Origin of the sequence: Roseimicrobium sp. ORNL1, from assembly GCF_011044495.1 — a bacterium.
Classification (GTDB): domain Bacteria; phylum Verrucomicrobiota; class Verrucomicrobiia; order Verrucomicrobiales; family Verrucomicrobiaceae; genus Roseimicrobium.
In genome coordinates this window covers 7,111,060-7,128,378 of record NZ_CP049143.1, presented here as the reverse complement: position 1 = coordinate 7,128,378, position 17,319 = coordinate 7,111,060, and the positions used below count along the sequence as shown (strand labels likewise).

12 protein-coding genes are annotated in these 17,319 nt (G+C 60.6%); 4 read left to right on the top strand and 8 right to left on the bottom strand.

The features are described 5' to 3' along the window. Positions 1–49: 49 nt before the first annotated feature. From G5S37_RS28720 to G5S37_RS28710, 3 genes are all read right to left on the bottom strand, one after another. Positions 50–964: a TIM barrel protein gene (locus G5S37_RS28720; RefSeq protein WP_165209315.1), complete on the bottom strand. Its 915-nt coding sequence runs from the start codon at positions 962–964 to the stop codon at positions 50–52. Positions 965–1,312: 348 nt separating this feature from the next. Next, positions 1,313–2,071, bottom strand: a complete 759-nt coding sequence (locus G5S37_RS28715) for a 2-dehydro-3-deoxyphosphooctonate aldolase (protein ID WP_240914737.1) — start codon at positions 2,069–2,071, stop codon at positions 1,313–1,315. A gap of 212 nt (positions 2,072–2,283) precedes the next feature. Next, a complete protein-coding gene (locus G5S37_RS28710; RefSeq protein WP_165209312.1) occupies positions 2,284–4,662 on the bottom strand; it encodes an FAD-dependent oxidoreductase in 2,379 nt (792 codons plus the stop codon). 385 nt (positions 4,663–5,047) lie between these two features. Between G5S37_RS28710 and G5S37_RS28705 the strand changes: the two genes are divergently transcribed. From G5S37_RS28705 to G5S37_RS28695, 3 genes are all read left to right on the top strand, one after another. Next, positions 5,048–6,322, top strand: a complete 1,275-nt coding sequence (locus G5S37_RS28705; protein ID WP_165209309.1) for a putative Na+/H+ antiporter — start codon at positions 5,048–5,050, stop codon at positions 6,320–6,322. 66 nt (positions 6,323–6,388) lie between these two features. Then, positions 6,389–7,591, top strand: a complete 1,203-nt coding sequence (locus G5S37_RS28700; protein ID WP_206026194.1) for a vWA domain-containing protein — start codon at positions 6,389–6,391, stop codon at positions 7,589–7,591. Between the two features lie 662 nt (positions 7,592–8,253). Further along, positions 8,254–9,597 (top strand): IS110 family transposase, encoded by a 1,344-nt coding sequence (locus tag G5S37_RS28695; protein WP_165203308.1) that lies wholly within the window; start codon positions 8,254–8,256, stop codon positions 9,595–9,597. A 179-nt stretch (positions 9,598–9,776) separates the two neighbouring features. On the opposite strand, the gene G5S37_RS28690 is transcribed toward G5S37_RS28695, so the two are convergent. The 5 genes from G5S37_RS28690 to G5S37_RS28670 form a co-directional block, all read right to left on the bottom strand. Further along, positions 9,777–10,598, bottom strand: a complete 822-nt coding sequence (locus G5S37_RS28690) for a hypothetical protein (RefSeq protein WP_165209306.1) — start codon at positions 10,596–10,598, stop codon at positions 9,777–9,779. 67 nt (positions 10,599–10,665) lie between these two features. After that, a complete protein-coding gene (locus tag G5S37_RS28685) occupies positions 10,666–11,394 on the bottom strand; it encodes a GTPase domain-containing protein (protein ID WP_165209303.1) in 729 nt (242 codons plus the stop codon). Positions 11,395–11,433: 39 nt separating this feature from the next. Next, positions 11,434–14,301 carry a hypothetical protein gene (locus G5S37_RS28680; protein ID WP_165209300.1) on the bottom strand — a complete coding sequence of 956 codons (2,868 nt, stop codon included), beginning with the start codon at positions 14,299–14,301 and terminating at the stop codon, positions 11,434–11,436. 381 nt (positions 14,302–14,682) lie between these two features. Next, on the bottom strand, positions 14,683–15,579 hold the full coding sequence (locus tag G5S37_RS28675; RefSeq protein ID WP_165209297.1) for a prenyltransferase/squalene oxidase repeat-containing protein: 897 nt from the start codon (positions 15,577–15,579) through the stop codon (positions 14,683–14,685). An 87-nt stretch (positions 15,580–15,666) separates the two neighbouring features. Continuing rightward, positions 15,667–16,551, bottom strand: a complete 885-nt coding sequence (locus G5S37_RS28670; RefSeq protein ID WP_165209294.1) for a LysR substrate-binding domain-containing protein — start codon at positions 16,549–16,551, stop codon at positions 15,667–15,669. A 110-nt stretch (positions 16,552–16,661) separates the two neighbouring features. On the opposite strand from G5S37_RS28670, the gene ycaC reads away from it, so the two are divergent. Next, complete coding sequence (ycaC, locus tag G5S37_RS28665) at positions 16,662–17,297, top strand: isochorismate family cysteine hydrolase YcaC (RefSeq protein WP_165209291.1); 636 nt, start codon at positions 16,662–16,664, stop codon at positions 17,295–17,297. Positions 17,298–17,319 lie beyond the last annotated feature (22 nt).

Here is a 17,319-nt window from a genome sequence, read left to right as displayed (position 1 = left end):
AGCGCGAGCCACGCATCAGCGGCCCTGTGCTTGATGACGACGCACCGCATCACACATCACAGATCCCCACCGCCTGCTTCAGCGAGGCGAGGACATCGGGACGCGCGGGGATGAACTCCTGTGCCACGTGGCCTTTGTAGCCGGTGTCTACGATCGCTTTCATGATGGCGGGATAGTAGAGTTCCTGGGTCTCGTCGATTTCATGACGTCCGGGCACGCCGCCGGTGTGGTAGTGGGCGAAGTACTGGTTGTCCCGCTTGATGGTCGCGATCACATCGCCTTCCATGATCTGCATGTGGTAGATGTCGTACAGCAGCTTGAAGTTCGGTGAGCCGAGCTGCTTGCAGAGCTCCACGCCCCACGCGCTCTTGTCGCACATGTAGTCCTTGTGGTTCACCTTGCTGTTGAGCAGTTCCATCACCAGTGTGATGCCGTGTTTCTCGGCGATGGGAAGCACCTTCTTCAATCCAGCGACGCAGTTCTTGATGCCGGTCTCTTCGTCCATGCCATTGCGATTGCCGGAGAAGCAGATCACATGTTTCGCGCCGAAGTCCGCGCTGGCTTTGAGATGCGGCTCATACGCTTTCACGAGGAGATCGTGATACGCGGGATTGTTGAAGCCATGGGGAATGCTGCCCACCTTCTCGCCGCCCGGTCCCTCGATGGTGGGGAAGCTGATCATGGCGCTGGTGAGGCCGTGCTTCTTCAGCGTGTCGAAGTCGGGCGGATCCACGAGGTCGAGCGAGGTGAGTCCCATCTCCTTGCCAGCGCGGCAGAGGTCGTCAAAGGGCACCTTCGGGTAGCACCACTTGCAGGCGGAGTGGTTGATGTGGCCTTTCAAGCCGGACGCGGCATCGGCGGCTTCGAGACGATGGAAGAGCCCGGCAGCCATGGCCGCAGTGGCGCTCGCCGTGGCCGTGGCGGTCTGGAGGAAAGTGCGGCGGGGAATGGGGGAGGTGCTCATGGGAAGAAGGGATGGGAAAGCGGGGAGCCACGACATGATGGCGGAAGATGGGCGAAGTGGGCAAGGGAAAGTAGTGCGACAAAGCTTCTACGGATGGGCGGGGAAACGTACGTGGGATTCAACACAGAGACACAGAGGGAACTTCGGAGACTGAGAATCGGTCGAGAGGTCATCACCTGCACACGCTCAAGAGCGTGACAGCCTCAGTCTCCGTAGCTGCTCTGCGTCTCTGTGTCTCTGCGTTGAATCCACTGCAGCCCGCTTCGCTCCCGTATAGGTAATGAACGCGTCAGCAGTGTTCTGCCACCGTCCGCCGATCCACCAGCCGAAAGTTCCGCGCCCCATTTTCTACTCCATCACCACATACCGCTTCTCTGCGGCATCTACCTTTACCTTTGGCACGGTCTTCGTCTCTTCGAACTTCGCCCAGCCCTCATGCAGATCCTTCCAGAAGCCCAGCCACTCGGACTCCTCTGTTTCCGCCCGTAGCATGCGCTCGTCCGTCATGCGGAAGGGATACACATGCACGGGCACTTCTTTTTGCCCGGCGTGGATGGCGGACTCCACCACGAGGTAGATCTCCTCGATGACAGGATCCGTCATGGCGAAGCATCCGATGCTGACCTTGTTCCCGTGTATCATGAGAAAATCACCGGTACGTCCATGCGCACGGTCAAACTCGTTGGGGTATCCGATGTTGAAGGAGAGGTGGTATTTGCTAGCTGGATTGAGGAAACCTGCGTTCGTCCCGTAGAATCCTTCGGGTGCCTGGAAATCCCCCACCTTCTGCTTCGGCCCGAGCTCGCCGGACATAGCGGCGATGGGCCACTTCTTCCACATCTTATATTCCGTCGCGCCCTTGGGTTTCATCCAAAGCTCAAGTTCACGTTCCTCCTTCACAATGCGGATGAAGGCGGGGTTCCCCAGTGCAAAGCCATCCGTGGCGAGTTCGGTTCTCAACGTGGGAGTCACGCGTTCGCGCACTTCAGTGATGCGGGGATTCTGCATGGTCTTGTAAACGGCAGCCAGTGCCCCACCACAAATCACGAGGACAAAGAATCCCAGCCAGAGGTACTGAAGTGTCCGAGGTGCGCTTGAGGGCGGCATGGAGGAAAATTATCAACAACATTCGCGGTGTCCATGAGCAGGTCGTTTACAAACGGAGTCTCAAAACATCCCCGCGCTTAGATCTCGCTCCTTGATCGTGGACCGCGCACACTCTTCGCTCTCGTTCACTTCATCGGCTGGAAAACAAAACTCCCAGGGCCCGCCTGCGCGAACACCTGGGAGTTGAGTGATGAATGGTTTCGAGATGGCCCTTACTTCGCAGGCAGCACCTGCACGGCATCCAGGTGCACATTGCCCTTCGCGCCTTCCGTGCGGAAGGTCACGGCGGCTTCGGCGCCGGCTTCGAACTTGAACTTGCCCAGCGAGTGGAAGCCCAGCTTCAGGTCGGCGGGTTTGCTCTGGTCGACGGTGAAGTCCTTCTGGCCGTCCGCGCTGAGCACGCTCACCGGCACGGTGGTGCCGCGGTTCTGGTGCGGCTGCCAGGCGATGCGTACTTCATAGGTGCCGGTTTCCTTGACACTGAAGGGGAAGCGGGCGCTCGCTCCTGCCGCACCGGTGTAGCTGTAGCCCTTGTTCACGTGGGGCTTGAGGCCTTCACCCTTGGTCCAGCTTCCGGTGAGCTCGGCGTCCTCGTCATCGATGACCAGGCCTTCCAGCTTCGCGGGATTGATGGAATCTTCCACCAGCTCCGGCAGCTTCGCCGCGTTGGCGGGCATGTAGAGCTGGCCTTCGATGCTGTCGCGACGCATGGCGCCGGGCTTGGTCATGAGGTCCTTGAGGTTGTCGAGGTACTGCTCATACACACCACGCGGCGTGGTCTCGTGACGCACGGTGAGGTACGCGGCCTTGCCCACCACTTCACCCATCATGCCGCAGGTACGCATCACGCGGATGGTGCCCAGCGCGCTGTGATCCACCGAGATGCAGCGGCCAGCCATGAAGAGGTTGTCGATGTTCTTCGAGTAGAAGGAGCGGTAGGGAATGGGGTAGCCATTCTTGCGGTCCACACCCTTGCCGAAGGCGGCGCGGGAGATGAAGGGATTGTCCTTGTACTTGGTCATGTACTGCTCCTTCGGGTAGTGAAGGTCGATGTCCCACGTGGTGGGCACGCAACCATCCGGGAACTGTTTGCCGCTGACGATGTCGTCTTCGTTCAGCACCACATCACCCGTCAGCAGGCGGGACTCACGCGTGCCGCCCACATAGGCCACCCACTGGAAGGCGTAGTCCGCATACTTCGCAGGGTCCTTCTTGCGCAGGCCCGAGAAGGCGCCGAAAAGGGCGCGCAGGTTCCAGTCACGCACGATTTCCAGCTCCTCGATGGGATGCTTGTCGAAGCCGCTCTCCCAGAACCACTCCCCGTGGAGGAAGTCGGACACCTTGAAGTGGCTGAGGTCAGGGGCGGGCTTGTTGGCGCCGATGACATTGTTCTTAAGAGGCTTGAAGACCTTCGGCGTGGGGAAGTCCTTGTCGGGCTCCAGGTCGAGCGCCCAGGGAGTCTCGGGCCAGTCCTGCGCCTTGTCCGTCTTGGACACCACCCACATGTTGCTCATGCCAAGGTGGCCTTTTTCGAGCATGGTGTAGGCAGCATTGGCGAGCGCGCCGAGGTTGCCATGACCCGTGGAGTCCACGAAAAACTTGCCGCGGATGTTCTTTTCCTCACCCGTCTTCGTGTTCAGCGCGATGGCACCCACGATCTTCTTGTCCTTGCCCTTGGCCATCTCCACTTTCCACACGTGGTTGTTGAGGTAGAGGTCGATGCTCTTCTCGTCGCGCACGACCTGCTCCTTCAACTTGTCACCGTACTCCTCCACGAAACCGGGGCTGTTGCTGGCGCGGTCGGTGAATTCTTCCACGATTTCGCCAAGGTGCGGATACAGGCCACGGCGGGTGCCGCCCTGCGCCCACACCTGCACTTCGCTGGAGCCGTTGCCACCCAGCACGGGGCGGTTCTGCACCAGCGCGACGGAGAGACCCTGGCGGGCGCCACTGATGGCGGCACCCATGCCGGCGTAGCCACCACCCACGACCACGAGGTCGTATTCCTTCGTCGCAGGGGCCTCATCAGGCAGGCCGAGACTCTTGTGGCGGAAGGACGCCAGTGCCTTCTTTTCCGAGGGCGGGGTGAACTTCAGATCGCTCGTGAAGAGGATGGCGTCCACGCGGCCGTTGAAGCCGGTCTGGTCCTGGATGCTCAGCTTCGTCTCACCGGCGGGCAGTTCCACTTCGCCACCGTCTTCCCAGAGCCAGTCCTTGCCCTGCGTGCCGAAATCCTTGCCCAGTGACTTGCCGTTCACGGAGACCTGGAAGCGTCCGGGGGCTCCAGGGGCATCCCAGGGGCCGACCCAGTTCTTCGTGCGGATCCACACGCGGTACTTGCCGGCGGTGGCATTCTTCACCGTGGTGAAGGCGTCCTTCACGGGCTTCCCAAGGCCATGGGCCATGAGGTAGGGCGAGCCCATGGCATCGATGAACTGTGTGTCCAGCACCCAGCCGCCCTGGTCCTGGAAGGATTCAGCTTCCACGAACAGATTGGCCGGAGCCGCGTGTGCCAGCGGCGCCGCGGCACCGAACGCGCCGGCCGTGGCCGCCGCGAGGCAGAGGGTGAGGATGGGGTGCTTCTTCTTCATGATCATCAAATCTACTAGAGCGGAGAAACGCAAAGAGTGTAAAGGCTACAGTCCCGTTCGGACCATCTTGGACAAGCAAATTTTAGGAGCCCAAATGGATACGACGCTGGAGAAGGCAACGGGGCCTCGCGGGCCATTTTAGCACCCGTCGGGAGGCCTCAATTATTTAGCGAGTGGACGGTATTTGCCAAGGCCTTCCCGACTTGTTGGTAATCGTGCAACGAAGGATCACTTCTGCCCGGCTTCCATTGACACACCAGTACTCTCCACTAACCTCAGCGTGTCCAAAACAAAGGGTTCTGTGATGCCTTTTTCGCGTCACGGGAGTGTCACATCTCGATGGTAGGGTCGCCATCGTCTCCAAAACGTTCAGACGATCCCGACGATGACCCCTGCCCCCATGGAAGTCCTTGCCACCGTGCTCTTTGCAGTGGCGGTACTGCACACCTTCTGCGTTCAGCGCTTTGCCCATTGGGCGCACAAGTATCCCAAGGGCTCGATCCAGGAGAACTTGCTGCACTTCCTCGCGGAGACCGAGGTGGTCTTCGGTCTCTGGGCCTCGGCGCTTTTCGTCGGAATCATCGCGCTGAAGCAGTCCGTGCACGAGGCGGTGCACTACATCGAGAGCTTGAACTTCACCGAGCCAAAGTTCGTGCTGGTGGTCATGGTGGTGGCCGCCACACGTCCGGTGGTGCGGCTCGCAGAGTCCATGATTTCCGCGGTGGCGAGGCTGCTGCCTTTCAAGGAGTCGATGGCATTCTACCTGGCCGCTCTCTCGGTGGGCGCTCTGCTTGGTTCCTTCATCACGGAGCCTGCCGCCATGACGCTCCTCGCCCTGGTGCTGAAGCGTCGTTACTTCGACCATGGCATCACGCGGAAGTTTGCCTATGCCACCCTCGGCCTGCTGTTTGTGAATATTTCCATCGGGGGCACGCTCACGCATTTCGCTGCGCCGCCGGTGCTCATGGTCGCTGCGAAGTGGAATTGGGACACCGCCTACATGTTTACCCACTTCGGCTGGCGCGCCGCGCTGAGTTGCATTGCTTCCACCGCACTGGTGGCCTGGTATTTCCGCAAGGAACTGAACGCCCTCGAAGTCGCGTCGCACAAAGTGCAACCCATCCCCGTGTGGCTCACCACCATGCACGTGCTGTTTCTCGCCGCGGTGGTGGCTTTTGCGCATCACCCGGATGTGTTCTTCGGCGTGTTCATGCTTTTCCTCGGATTGGTAACCGCGACACGAGAGTATCAGGACAATCTCAAGCTCCGCGAAGGCCTGCTGGTGGGTTTCTTTCTTGCGGGTCTGGTGACCCTTGGCTCGCTGCAGGCCTACTGGCTCAAGCCGCTCATCGCGAGCCTCGATGGCGCCACCCTCTTCTTCGGCGCCACCGCATTGACGGCGATTACGGACAATGCGGCGCTCACTTACCTCGGCTCACTGGTGGAGGGCATTGATGAATCATTGAAGTACGCCCTCGTCGCTGGTGCAGTCACGGGTGGTGGTCTCACGGTGATCGCCAATGCCCCCAACCCCGCCGGCGTAGGCATCCTGCAAAAGGCGAAGGCCTTCGGCGATGAGGGGATCAGTCCTCTGGGTTTGTTCTTGGGCGCGCTCCCGCCCACAGCGATTGCGGTGGTGTGCTTCTGGTTCGTGAGATGATACACCATCTCCCATTTTACCCACCGTTTACAGAAGACACTCCCAGCGGGTCTACGCTGGGGTGTCATGAAACCCATACCTCAAATTTTCAGCAGTCTCGTTCTCGGGGGCACGGCTCTGTTCGCCTTTGCCATGGTGAACTCCCACGCGGAGGAGGCAGTGATCGACAAGCCCAAGAATCCGCTGACCACGAAGCTTGAGCCTCATTTGGAGGTGGATCAGAAGGAGACGCCGGTGCAAATCGCCCTCCTCCTGGATACCAGCAACAGCATGGACGGCCTCATCGAGCAGGCAAAGACCCAGCTCTGGAAGATTGTGAACGAATTCAAGGACGCGAAGCAGGGGGACAAGATTCCTGTGGTGCACGTCGCGCTCTATGAGTACGGCAACAATAACCTGAGCGCGGGCACGAACTTTGTGAGGCAGATCCTGCCCTTCACACGCGACTTGGACAAGGTGTCCGATGAACTCTTCAAGCTCACCACCAATGGTGGCAGCGAGTACTGCGGTGCGGTCATTCGTGAAGCCATTGATAACCTCGCGTGGGACAAGTCACCCACCGTGTACAAGGCCATCTTCATCGCGGGGAACGAGCCCTTCACGCAGGGGCCAGTCGGCGCGGATGAGACCTGCCGCAGCGCCATCTCGAAAGGCGTGGTGGTGAATACGATCCACTGCGGCAGCGAGACCGATGGCGCGAACGGTGGCTGGAGAAGAGGCGCGCACCTTGCGGAAGGCAAGTTCCTCACCATCGACCAGGACAAGGCCGTGGTGCATGTGAAGGCTCCCCAGGACGAGGAGATCACGAAGCTCAGCATCGAGCTGAATAACACGTATATCATCTACGGCGACAAGGGCAGGGCCGGGAAGGACAACCAGGTGCGTCAGGACAACAATGCGGGCGCGAAGGCTTCCGCCGGAGCTCCCGTGCAGCGCGCTGTCTCGAAGGCCTCATCCTCCTACTACAATGGCAGCTGGGATCTCGTGGACGCGTGCAAGAAGGGTGATGTGAATCTGGAGGCCGTGAAGGAAGGCGACCTACCGGAGGAGATGAAGAAACTGAAGCCCGAAGAGCGCGCTGCCTATGTGGAGCAGAAATGCGCCGAACGTGAGAAACTCCAGACCCGCATCCGTGAATTGAACAACGAGCGTCAAACCTACGTGGCCACCCAGCAAAAGGAGAGCGGCGAAGGCAAGACACTCGATACCGTGATTGGCAAGGCCGTACGTGAGCAGGCCTCAGCCAGGGCTGAGATCACGTTTAAATAAGAATGAAGAGTTAAGGCTGGCCTTTGTGTGGGAGGCGTCGGCACGTCTCGTGAGATGTCCGACGTGCCAGGCAACATGCATCCCATGCGGGTGCCACCTTGCGCGAAGCGCCTTGGAGTGCGTGTGCGAAGCACCGCTTTGGGAGGAAACGCCGCGAGGTGGATAATGCAGGATCTACTCCTGACCTAAGCGGAGCTCGCAGCTCGAGGCGTCCCTGTGATGCAAAACTACCTGGCATAAATGTTCCTGCTCGAAGCTCCGCACCCCAAAGCTTCCCACCAAAGCGGTGCTTCGCACACGCACTTATAGTTGCCTCGGAAGTTATTCATCAATCGGCGGCCTGTGGCAGCCGCAAGGAGCTGCGTGGTGGCCGCCGATTTGTGAATAACTTTCCGCCGCGCCCGTTGGGCGTGGTGAGTTAGACTTCGGAGGCCGGGCGGTGGTGGCCGCCACCGCCCGGTGCATGCACATCCACGGCACGAATCTGCGCACTGAGCACATGATGCTTGTTTGGAGAATTTCGACTGTGGATGTGTCTCCAGGCCCCAACGAATGCTCAGACTTTTTCGCTTTGACGAATCTCTATAAGTCCTTCGTTCAAGCCTGCAGCTGCATGCCCAATGTCGGCCCAAGCTCTCCGGAGCGCAACCTTCCATTGGCTTATGAAAGCTTCCCCACCCAGCGGGCTGTCACCGGCCCCTGACTCCTGTCTTGCTTCTCCTGCGGCGGACTCCTGCCCGCCACCCCCACCGGTTCCTGCCCCTGTCTATGAGGCCTTCATCGGCATTGACTGGGGGGATCAAAAGCAGTTTTACACCCGGCGCGATGTGGCCCAGCCCACCCGGTTGCACCGCGGCAGCTTTGCCACCGCCGAAGTATCAGCCTGGTTGCAGCAACTGCGCACCCACTTTGGAGGCCACCGCATTGCCGTGGCCGTGGAGCAGAGCCGCAGCGTGCTCATTTATGCCCTCATGGAGCACACTGACTTCATCGATATTTACGCCATTCCCACCCTGGCTTCAGCCAACTACCGCAAGGCTTTTCGCTCCAGTGGAGCCAAGGCCGACAACACCGATGCCGATGCCATCGAGGACATGCTCTACCGCCATCGCGACCAACTGCGTCTGTGGCAGCCTGATGATGAGCAGACCCGCCTGCTGGACGCCCTGTGCCGCAACCGCCGCCATGCGGTGGATGAGCGCACGGCCCTGACCAACCAACTCACCAGCCAGTTGAAGTTGTGCTATCCGGTGGCCCTCGAGTTGTGCCGTGAAATGGCCAATCCCATGCTCTTGGAACTGCTGCAACGCTGGCCTACTCTCCAGAAGCTGCAGGCGGCCAAACCCCATCGGTTGCGCTCACTCTTCTACAAGCACCACGTGCGGCGTGAAGCATGGGTGCAGCAGCGACTGGACCTCATTGCCAAAGCTACTGCGCTGGTTCACGACCATGCCGTGCTGCTGCCTGCTGAGTTGGAGGTAGCCCGACTGGTGCGCCAGTTGCGCACCTTGCTGCCGGCCATCGAAGACTACGACAAGCGCATCCACGAACTCTACGAAGCGCATCCCGATGCCTTCATCTTCAAAAGCCTTCCCGGTGCGGGGGCGGCGCTGGAACCCCGACTGCTGTGCGCCATGGGCTCGCAGCGGGAGCGCTGGGCCGACGCCCAAGCCCTGCAGAACTTCAGCGGCCTGTCTCCGGTACGCAAATCCAGCGGCAAGACCAGCCTCATCCTGCGACGTCACGCCTGTCCCAAATACCTGCGCCAGACCTTCCACGAGTTCGCAGCGTGTTCCATCAAGTTTTGCGACTGGGCGCTCCAGTTTTATGAGCGTCAATGCGCCAAGGGTAAAAACCACCACACGGCCGTCCGAGCCCTGGCCTGGCGCTGGCTGCGCATCCTCTGGCGCATCTGGAAGGATCGCAAACCCTACGACCAATCCATCTTCACTGCCTCTCAAAAGCGCCACCAGTCAGATGACACATCACAGCTTGCTCCAACTTGAGGTGAACAAAATCATCATTCCACGCTTGCAGACCGTCTCAGACTATCTCCAAGGCGCTTCGCGCAAGGTGGTCCGCCGAAGAGCATTGCATCCTGGTATGGTGTGTTCTTCTCACGAGACGTTCACGGGATGCTTTGCTGTTGCCAGCGTAGTCGATCACGGCATCTGCCCCACAAAGTTTACTTCCCGGATTCCAGCACCAGACCCTTCTCCGCATCCACCCGCGCGAAGCGCACCCGCGCGGTGTTCTTCTTTTCCTTGTCCACCTTGTTCTCCCCGATGAGGAACCGGCCATCCGGGAGGGCAATGATGCCAACGGCAGCGTTGAATTCCCATTTCCCGGTCACCTTGAAGTTCTCATCGGCACGCACCAGTACGGGAGGCTTGCCGTAACAGCCGAACCACCAGGTGCCGTTGGTATATTCCACCGTCTGGATTCCCATCAGGGTGTATCCACTATCCAGCACATGTCGGCGGACGAAGGTAAACTTGTCATCGTATTCGTAGACGTAGTTTTCTTTCCCGTCCGTGGGCAGGCCGCCGACAATGAAGAAGTGCCCGTCCTTCCAGGTCATGCCCCCAGCGCCGTGGACGGCTTCGGGTACGGGATGGCGTGAGAGTTCTGCGAGCGAGTCTGCATCATAAACAAACACCCACGAATCTGCCTTCCCGGCAGGCAGGTTGAACTTGCCGAGGTTCACCGCGACGTAGATCTTTCCGTCGTGATAGGTCAGGTCTCCATGATGATCGGCAGCAGGCACGTTTTTGAGAATATGACCCTGCAGATCCGTCTTCACCAGCGCCTCGGTCCATGACCAGTAGATGGCATCCTTGCCGTTGGTGCAGATGCCTTGCACATGCCGCTTGTACGAACCTTCGCACGCAGCTTCACCGTAGCTCGCTGCAGATGTTGGTGGAGCAGCGAAGCAGGTAGATGCGGTGGCGCAGGAGAAGAGGAACGCGAATGCGAGGAGGAACGAGGTGAGGCGAGGAGGAATCATGGACGGGCCTCTTTCAACGCATCCAGAGGCGCGATTCTCCACGTGGGTCTCGCATTGCAGCGTGTATTTATCTCGCGGCGCTATCGGTGCGTCGTGCCAGCATGGCGCGTCTGCGGGCCATGAAGCTGTCGGTCTCATCACCGGACATCTGCTCCGCCGTCACGGCAGGGCTGTTCTGCTGCTCGCCTTCGTAGGTATTCTCCGTCATGCACTGGGAGAAACGAGTGAGCACCTCGTGGGAAATGGCATTGAGTGTGGTGAGCACATTATGTCCGCGAGCGGCATTCGCCTCGAAGCTGTAGTGCCGGCGCTCGCCGTTGTTCAGCAGGTAGTCCAGGTACTCCACCGGAGCCGCGTTCGGCAGGTCACGCTTGTTGTACTGCAGCACGAGCGGGACACGTTCGAGCGACTGGCCGTTGCCACGCAGGTTGGCGTGGAAGATCTCCCAGGACTTCAGGTTGTCCGCCATGCGGTCGAGCTGGGAATCTGCCACGAAGACAAGGCCGTCCGCCTGGCGCATCACGAGCTGGTAGGTGGCGTTGTACGCCACCTGGCCGGGCACCGTGTAGAGCTGGAACTTCGCGGTGTATCCATCCATGATGGGGGCTTCCACCGCGAGGAAGTCGAAGAAGAGCGTGCGATCCGCCGCCGTGGAGAGGCTTACCAACTCACCACGCGACGCAGGATCCAGGCACTTGTGAATGTGCTGGAGGTTGGTGGTCTTGCCGCCGATGGGCGTGCCACAGTAGACAATCTTGAAGCTGACCGTTCGGCGGTCTTCGTGAATGACAGCCATGGGAGTGAACGTGAGCGGATCGCTAACAGGGAATGGTAATCACGCAGAAGCAGGAGGCTTGGCGAGCGGGATGAGTTCGCGGGCGATGAGCGTGATGCGATCACGGAGGGCAGGTCCCTGGGTGCGCGGATCATGCAGCACGCCGAGAGTCAGCTCGCTCTGCAGCGAGAAGGTGATGACCAGCGGACCGCTGTTCATGCTGAAGGTTTCGGTATCAACCGAACCCGTGAGCTGGATCAGGGGCTGCACATGGTGGTGCAGCTTCGGCGCTTGAGTGAGGAAATGCTCGGCTTCCGCGCTGCCGTTTCCGGCGGCGGCGAGGCAGAGCCCGTCGCGCAGGCATGCCACGGCTACGATGCCGGGCTGGCATGCCAGGAGGTGCGTGACGGTTGGCAGGTCCAGCGGTTCGTCAGTGTTCAACAGGGCGCGCAGCAGCATCTGGCTGGCGCTTTGGCTTGCGGATGTTTGAGGGATCACTCGGATGGCGGATTTGGTAATGCCTGCAGATTCGGATACGGCAGGGCGGGGGGGGGTTGGGATCAGTAAAGGTGTCGCTGTCTCTGCGGCCGGAGCCGGTGCCTGCGCTGGTGCAGGCGTCGGCTCAGGCGTTGGCACTTCAACCGGAGCAGCAGGCGCAGGCGCAGCTTCTTCGGCTACAGGCGCCATGTTGGCGAGCACCGCTTCGTCCAGGAAGGGCTCGGGTGCTTCGGAGATTTCAGGCTCATCCTGCAGGAAGGAGAAGGCAGAAGCGATTTCCTCGGATTCTACCGCGGGAATGGGTTCCGGTTCCGGTGTGCCGGGCGCCAGAGGCCAGGCACTGCTGGTGACTTCCGGTTGGGCTTCCGCTTGCGGTTGCGATTGAGGCAGGGGCTCAAGCTCGGGCTCGGGGAAAAGACGGACAGGCGGGGGCGTCGTCGGCGTGCCAAACACGAGGTCCGGCGCATGAACGGGTGTGGGTGCGGCAGGCGGCGCAGAAGGCGTGAAGGGCTGGAACAGCGCCGGGATGGCTTCTGGTTCGGTGGGCGCGGGCGCGGCCGTAGCCGGCTCGGGGAACGGCTCGTTGGGCAGGGCCTTGCGGAGATCGTTTAACGGGAGATCCACCGCGAGATCCGGTCGGGAAGGCGTGATGAGCGTGCGGAGCTCAGGATCCAGTGCGGCCACCACTTGGGTCACCCGCAGGGTCACCTTTCCGCTCAGCAGTTGTGGGCGAATAAGATCCAGCGGCAAATTCACCCGCACCCAGGAAGGGATGTGATCCGGACTGATGCCGATATCGTTGGTTTTGCAGTCCCTCAACACGGAGGCGAGGCTCAGCGTGACCTTTTCCAAGGAAGTGGATGCATGGCCAGGGTGGGATGGTACGACGCGCAATTCCGGAGCGGGCGCGAACATGGAGGCAAACACCGAGACCGGAGCAGGAGCAGGTGCAGCAGCGGCAGGAGCCTGGGTTTCGGAAGCCGGGGCGGGAGTGGGAGTCGGCGCCTGCGAAACCTCCGGACGGCTCAGCGCCTGAATCCGCTCAAAAGGATTCATGTTCGCAGGAGCCTGGGCTTGTGCCGGGCGGGCCATCTCTGGTGCCGGAGTGAAGGGACTGGGCTGCAGGGGCGGTGGTTGCGAGTTCGCGGGAGTGGGGGAGAAGCCGGGGAACGCAGGCATGCCCGCTGCGGGAATCGTCGGCGCTGGGATCTCGGCTTCTGCTGGGTGCAACACCGGAGCCGGATCAGCAAAAAAGGATTCTGCGGCCTCGACAGCCTCCTTCGGCAGGGCCTGAAGCGGAATCGGTGGCGCCGGCGGCGGAACGGCGAATCCGGCGAACGGGCTGGCTCCGATACCGGGCTTCGTCGGCGAGGGCATCCAGTTCGGTCCACCGGCGGAGCCGGGGGCTGCTGGGGATTCCTGTGGCTGTGGTGCGGAGGGAGAGGTCTCCACCGGCACGCTGAAGGGGCTGATGTTCGAAGAAGCCGTCGGGGGAAGTGCCGCCGATCCGGACTCAGGCGTAGAGGCAAAGGGGGAGTCGCCGGACCATAGCGGCGGCGGGGGTGCGGGAGCTGGCGCATCGGCTGACACCCCTCCGGCTTTGGGGGCAAACCGAGAGATGTCGATGGCGCCAGTGACAGTCTTTGCCCGACTGAAAGGAGACAGCGGCGTCGCGGGAGTCGGCGCCTGCTGCTGGGCGGGCGCTGGGGCCTGGGGAGCATCTCCGCTCGAGCCAGGAAGCGGCGTGCCGAAAGCCATGGCCGAAAACGACGAGGCAGAGGAGGGAGCAAAGGGATTGGGCACCCCGGGTGCAGGGCCGTTCAGAAGGGACTCAGGAGGACTGCCCGCCATGCCAAATGGTGAAGCCGCCGGTGCCGGGGGGGCTTGCGGCGGCGTGGCCGGCGCCTGCCTGGATTCCGAAGTCGGCGCACCGAAGTTGAACGGCGATGGCCGAAAGAGGGTAGGAACTTCCGTGGTATCGCTGTCGTTGTCCGATTGGACGAAGGGCGAGAACAAGCTGCTCTTCGGCGCCTGCCCACCCGGGAATCCCGGCGCAGAACCGGGGGTCGCGATGGCAAAAGGCGAACTGCCGCCCAGACCTACGCCGGTGCCGGGAACTGCCGCAGCGGGTCCTTTGGGAATCAATGCGGCAATCTTGTGCGGTGGGATGGGTGCGGTGCGCTTGTCTTCCGGAGAAATGGGCGCGGAAAAGAGCGCCGGGCATACGCGGTAGATCTCAAAAAGTGGGATCGCGAGCTGCCCAGTGGAAAGGGCGCGCTCCACCACCTCCTCTGCCAGATGCAGGGGCTCGCTCAGGGGAATCTGCCGGTTGTTTGCGACCTCCGGGGGCAAGCCAGGGAGGATGTCTCCCACAGTCAGTTCCGTCCGTCCCGAGTCAGCGGGGGTGAAAGGTGTGAAAGGAGAGTTCATGAGCGCTGGCGCAGATGCCGGATTCGCTGCTGGTTTGGAGGGACTGGCAGCGAGAGCGTGTTTGGGTGCAGCCTGAAATGGGTTCGCACCCGAAGGAGGGCGAGCGCTGCTTTGATTCGTCGGAGATCCCGGGGCGGCAGGGTTGGGCCGTCTATCTTTGCCGAAGAAACTGCGAATGGAGAAGGCCATGAGCAACCAGAGAATAGCAAGTACAGGACCTAAGGAATCACTAAAACCATATTGTTCACGGTAATAGCGTCAAAATGTATCCAGATCCTTTATCAAACTTAAGTATCCGGCACTTCTCTGGCAAGAGAAATGTCTCGGCGTGGAGGTGAGTACTACCGTGCATATTTCAGCATGTATATATGCGTCTTTAAACTAGGAGCTTAGATGCCCCAACGCCAGCAATCCATAGCTGGTGTATTCGGCGTCGAGATGGTCATCGGCCCAGTGACCATAAAATCCTCCCTCGGCTGTCCAGAGGCTGTCGATAAAGTCGAGGCAGATCTCGCGGATGTGGCCGAAGGGGATCTGCAGTCCCTCCAGCGCATGCAGTGCCGTGGCGGTGCTGAGCAGATCCGGCAGTGGCGCGCGCGGTGTGGCCAGGAAGCCACCGCTGGGGTGCACCTGCTTGAGCAGCCATGCTCCGGTGCCGGTCGGTAGTGGAAACGAAAGATGACGCGCCAGCGTGACCGCCGCTGCCGTGGTGGTGGTGGTGCCTTCGCGCATGCCGGGTTCGTTGGCGAAGGAGCCATCCGCCAGGGCCAGCGCTGCCAGGGCCTCTCCGAGACGTTCTTCCTGCGGCATCGGCAGGTTCAGGTCGTTGTAGGCGCCCCAGGCGAGGAGACCGCCATACGCAGAGCCTGCCGGTCTGCCGCGCGTGCCATGGTAGCCACCATCCGGGGTGCGGTAGGTTTCAATGAGGTCGGCAAGGCCGTGCTTGTCTGATTGGGAAATGAACTGGCCGCCCAGGTTCGCATGGCAGCGCGCCAGGGAGCACGCGTGAACAAAATCAAGCCCCTCGCCATGACCAAAGGTGCGCAGGTAGGCAGAGACTTTCTCCTGCGGGGCCTCCACACGAAGCGCGAGCAGGGACTCCAGGCCGAAGACGGTGTAATACAGGTCCGGCTTTCCCTGGCGATCGGCGAAGCCGCCCTGCGGCGTCACTTGGGAGAGGAGGAACTTCTCCACCAGCGACGCTGATTCGCCCAGCAACTTGGGCGCGAGTCGCGCCACCTGGAGCATTTCAAGACGGAAACTGCGCGGGGAAGCCATGGGGCGCGAGCGTGGCGCAGGATTCAGAAATGGGCAACCACAGGTCGCACCTTGCCACCTGCGTGATAAGGGGCTCACAGTGTCAGATCAGCACTGCGCTTGGATGGATTCTACAAAATGCAGAGTGGTTTCCGAAACATCATCCTTGCGTCTTGCGACCCCAAAAGAAAAACCCGAATCCCGGGCGTCGAGCGGTCGGGTGAGTAACCGCGCTCCCGCGAGTTTTTCAAATCCCACTTGAACCAAGGCAATGCCACAGCCGGATTCGACTGCGGCGATCAAGCTTGTGGAGCTGTCATATTCCGCAACGATTCGTGGGGATGGACGCACTCTTTTGAGGATCCCCCTCAGCCACACGTGATACTCGGGATAGTCTGCGTGGGTATAGGCCAGAATATGTTCGCCGGACAAATGGGCAGGGAGAATGGCGTCCAAATTTCCCAGAGGGTGAGTGACTGGCAGGGCCACACCGGGTCGGAAATGGACGGCTTCCTCATAGATCAATCCACCCAAAGCTGGAGTGGAGGGGCGCACCAGGAGTGCGATATGAAGGGTACCATCCCGCAACCCGGCCAGCATGCCTTCCGTGGAAAGGTCGTGGATCTGCACGTGGACGCGCGGATGCTTCTGCTGGAAGCGGTTGATGGCACGCGGCAGAAGTTCGACTGTCAGGGACGCTGCGTAGCCGATGTGAATTTCTCCCAAGTGTCCGCTGGCATACTTCCGGACAGACTGCGCTGTCAGTTCCGCGTGTTTGAGGGTCGCGGTGGCGCTTTTCAGGAATACACGTCCGGCCTCGGTCAGCCGGACGGAGCGGGCGTTGTGCTCGAAAAGGGCCACCCCCAGCTCCAGTTCTAGATCGCGAATTTGCCGGCTGAGGGCTGGTTGCGCCACATGCAACTTCGCCGCTGCGCGCGTGATGTTTTCCTCTTGGGCGACAGCCGCAAAATATCTGAGGTGGCGCAGTTCCATCAGAGAGAAGCATACCTGCCGGGCATGGTGAGGCAAACAACGAAGTATTTTCCGGCTGCAATTTTTTGCCCGACGATGCTGGGCCACCGTGAACTCACAAAGGAGATGCCATGAGCGAATTCAAATATAACCGACTCGACAAAAACAATGTAGCTGTCCTTCTGGTAGACCACCAGGCAGGCCTCACCAATCTGGTCCAGGACTTCTCTCCGGACGACTTCAAGAACGGAGTGCTCGCGATGGCGGATATCGCGGAGTACTTCAAGCTTCCAACCATCCTGACCACAAGCTTTGAGGACGGACCCAACGGGCCGTTGGTACCTGAACTCAAGGAGAAATTCCCCAAGGCGCCCTACATCGCCCGACCAGGCAACATCAATGCCTGGGACAATGAGGATTTTGTGAAGGCCGTGAAGGCCACGGGCAAGAAACAACTGCTCATCGCCGGCATCGTCACCGAGGTGTGTGTTGCTTTCCCGGCGTTGTCCGCGTTGGAGGAAGGATATGAAGTGTTTGTGGTCGCAGACGCTTCGGGCACCTTCAACAAGACCACCCGCGATGCAGCGTGGTTCCGCATGCAGGCGGCTGGAGCGCAGATGATGACGTGGTTCGGCGTCGCCTGTGAACTTCATCGCGATTGGCGTAATGACATCGAGGGGCTTGCCACACTCTTCTCGAACCATCTGCCAAGTTATCGCTGCCTTATCAGCAGCTACAATGCAGCTCAGAAGGCGGTCAAGCGCTGAAGAAACCTGGCCTGAGCGCAAT

Coding starts and splice junctions, on each gene's coding strand:
- G5S37_RS28720 (WP_165209315.1), bottom strand. CDS start 964: ATGAGCACCTCCCCCATTCCCCGCCGCACTTTCCTCCAGACCGCCACG.
- G5S37_RS28715 (WP_240914737.1), bottom strand. CDS start 2,071: ATGCCGCCCTCAAGCGCACCTCGGACACTTCAGTACCTCTGGCTGGGA.
- G5S37_RS28710 (WP_165209312.1), bottom strand. CDS start 4,662: ATGAAGAAGAAGCACCCCATCCTCACCCTCTGCCTCGCGGCGGCCACG.
- G5S37_RS28705 (WP_165209309.1), top strand. CDS start 5,048: ATGACCCCTGCCCCCATGGAAGTCCTTGCCACCGTGCTCTTTGCAGTG.
- G5S37_RS28700 (WP_206026194.1), top strand. CDS start 6,389: ATGAAACCCATACCTCAAATTTTCAGCAGTCTCGTTCTCGGGGGCACG.
- G5S37_RS28695 (WP_165203308.1), top strand. CDS start 8,254: ATGAAAGCTTCCCCACCCAGCGGGCTGTCACCGGCCCCTGACTCCTGT.
- G5S37_RS28690 (WP_165209306.1), bottom strand. CDS start 10,598: ATGATTCCTCCTCGCCTCACCTCGTTCCTCCTCGCATTCGCGTTCCTC.
- G5S37_RS28685 (WP_165209303.1), bottom strand. CDS start 11,394: ATGGCTGTCATTCACGAAGACCGCCGAACGGTCAGCTTCAAGATTGTC.
- G5S37_RS28680 (WP_165209300.1), bottom strand. CDS start 14,301: ATGAACTCTCCTTTCACACCTTTCACCCCCGCTGACTCGGGACGGACG.
- G5S37_RS28675 (WP_165209297.1), bottom strand. CDS start 15,579: ATGGCTTCCCCGCGCAGTTTCCGTCTTGAAATGCTCCAGGTGGCGCGA.
- G5S37_RS28670 (WP_165209294.1), bottom strand. CDS start 16,551: ATGGAACTGCGCCACCTCAGATATTTTGCGGCTGTCGCCCAAGAGGAA.
- ycaC (WP_165209291.1), top strand. CDS start 16,662: ATGAGCGAATTCAAATATAACCGACTCGACAAAAACAATGTAGCTGTC.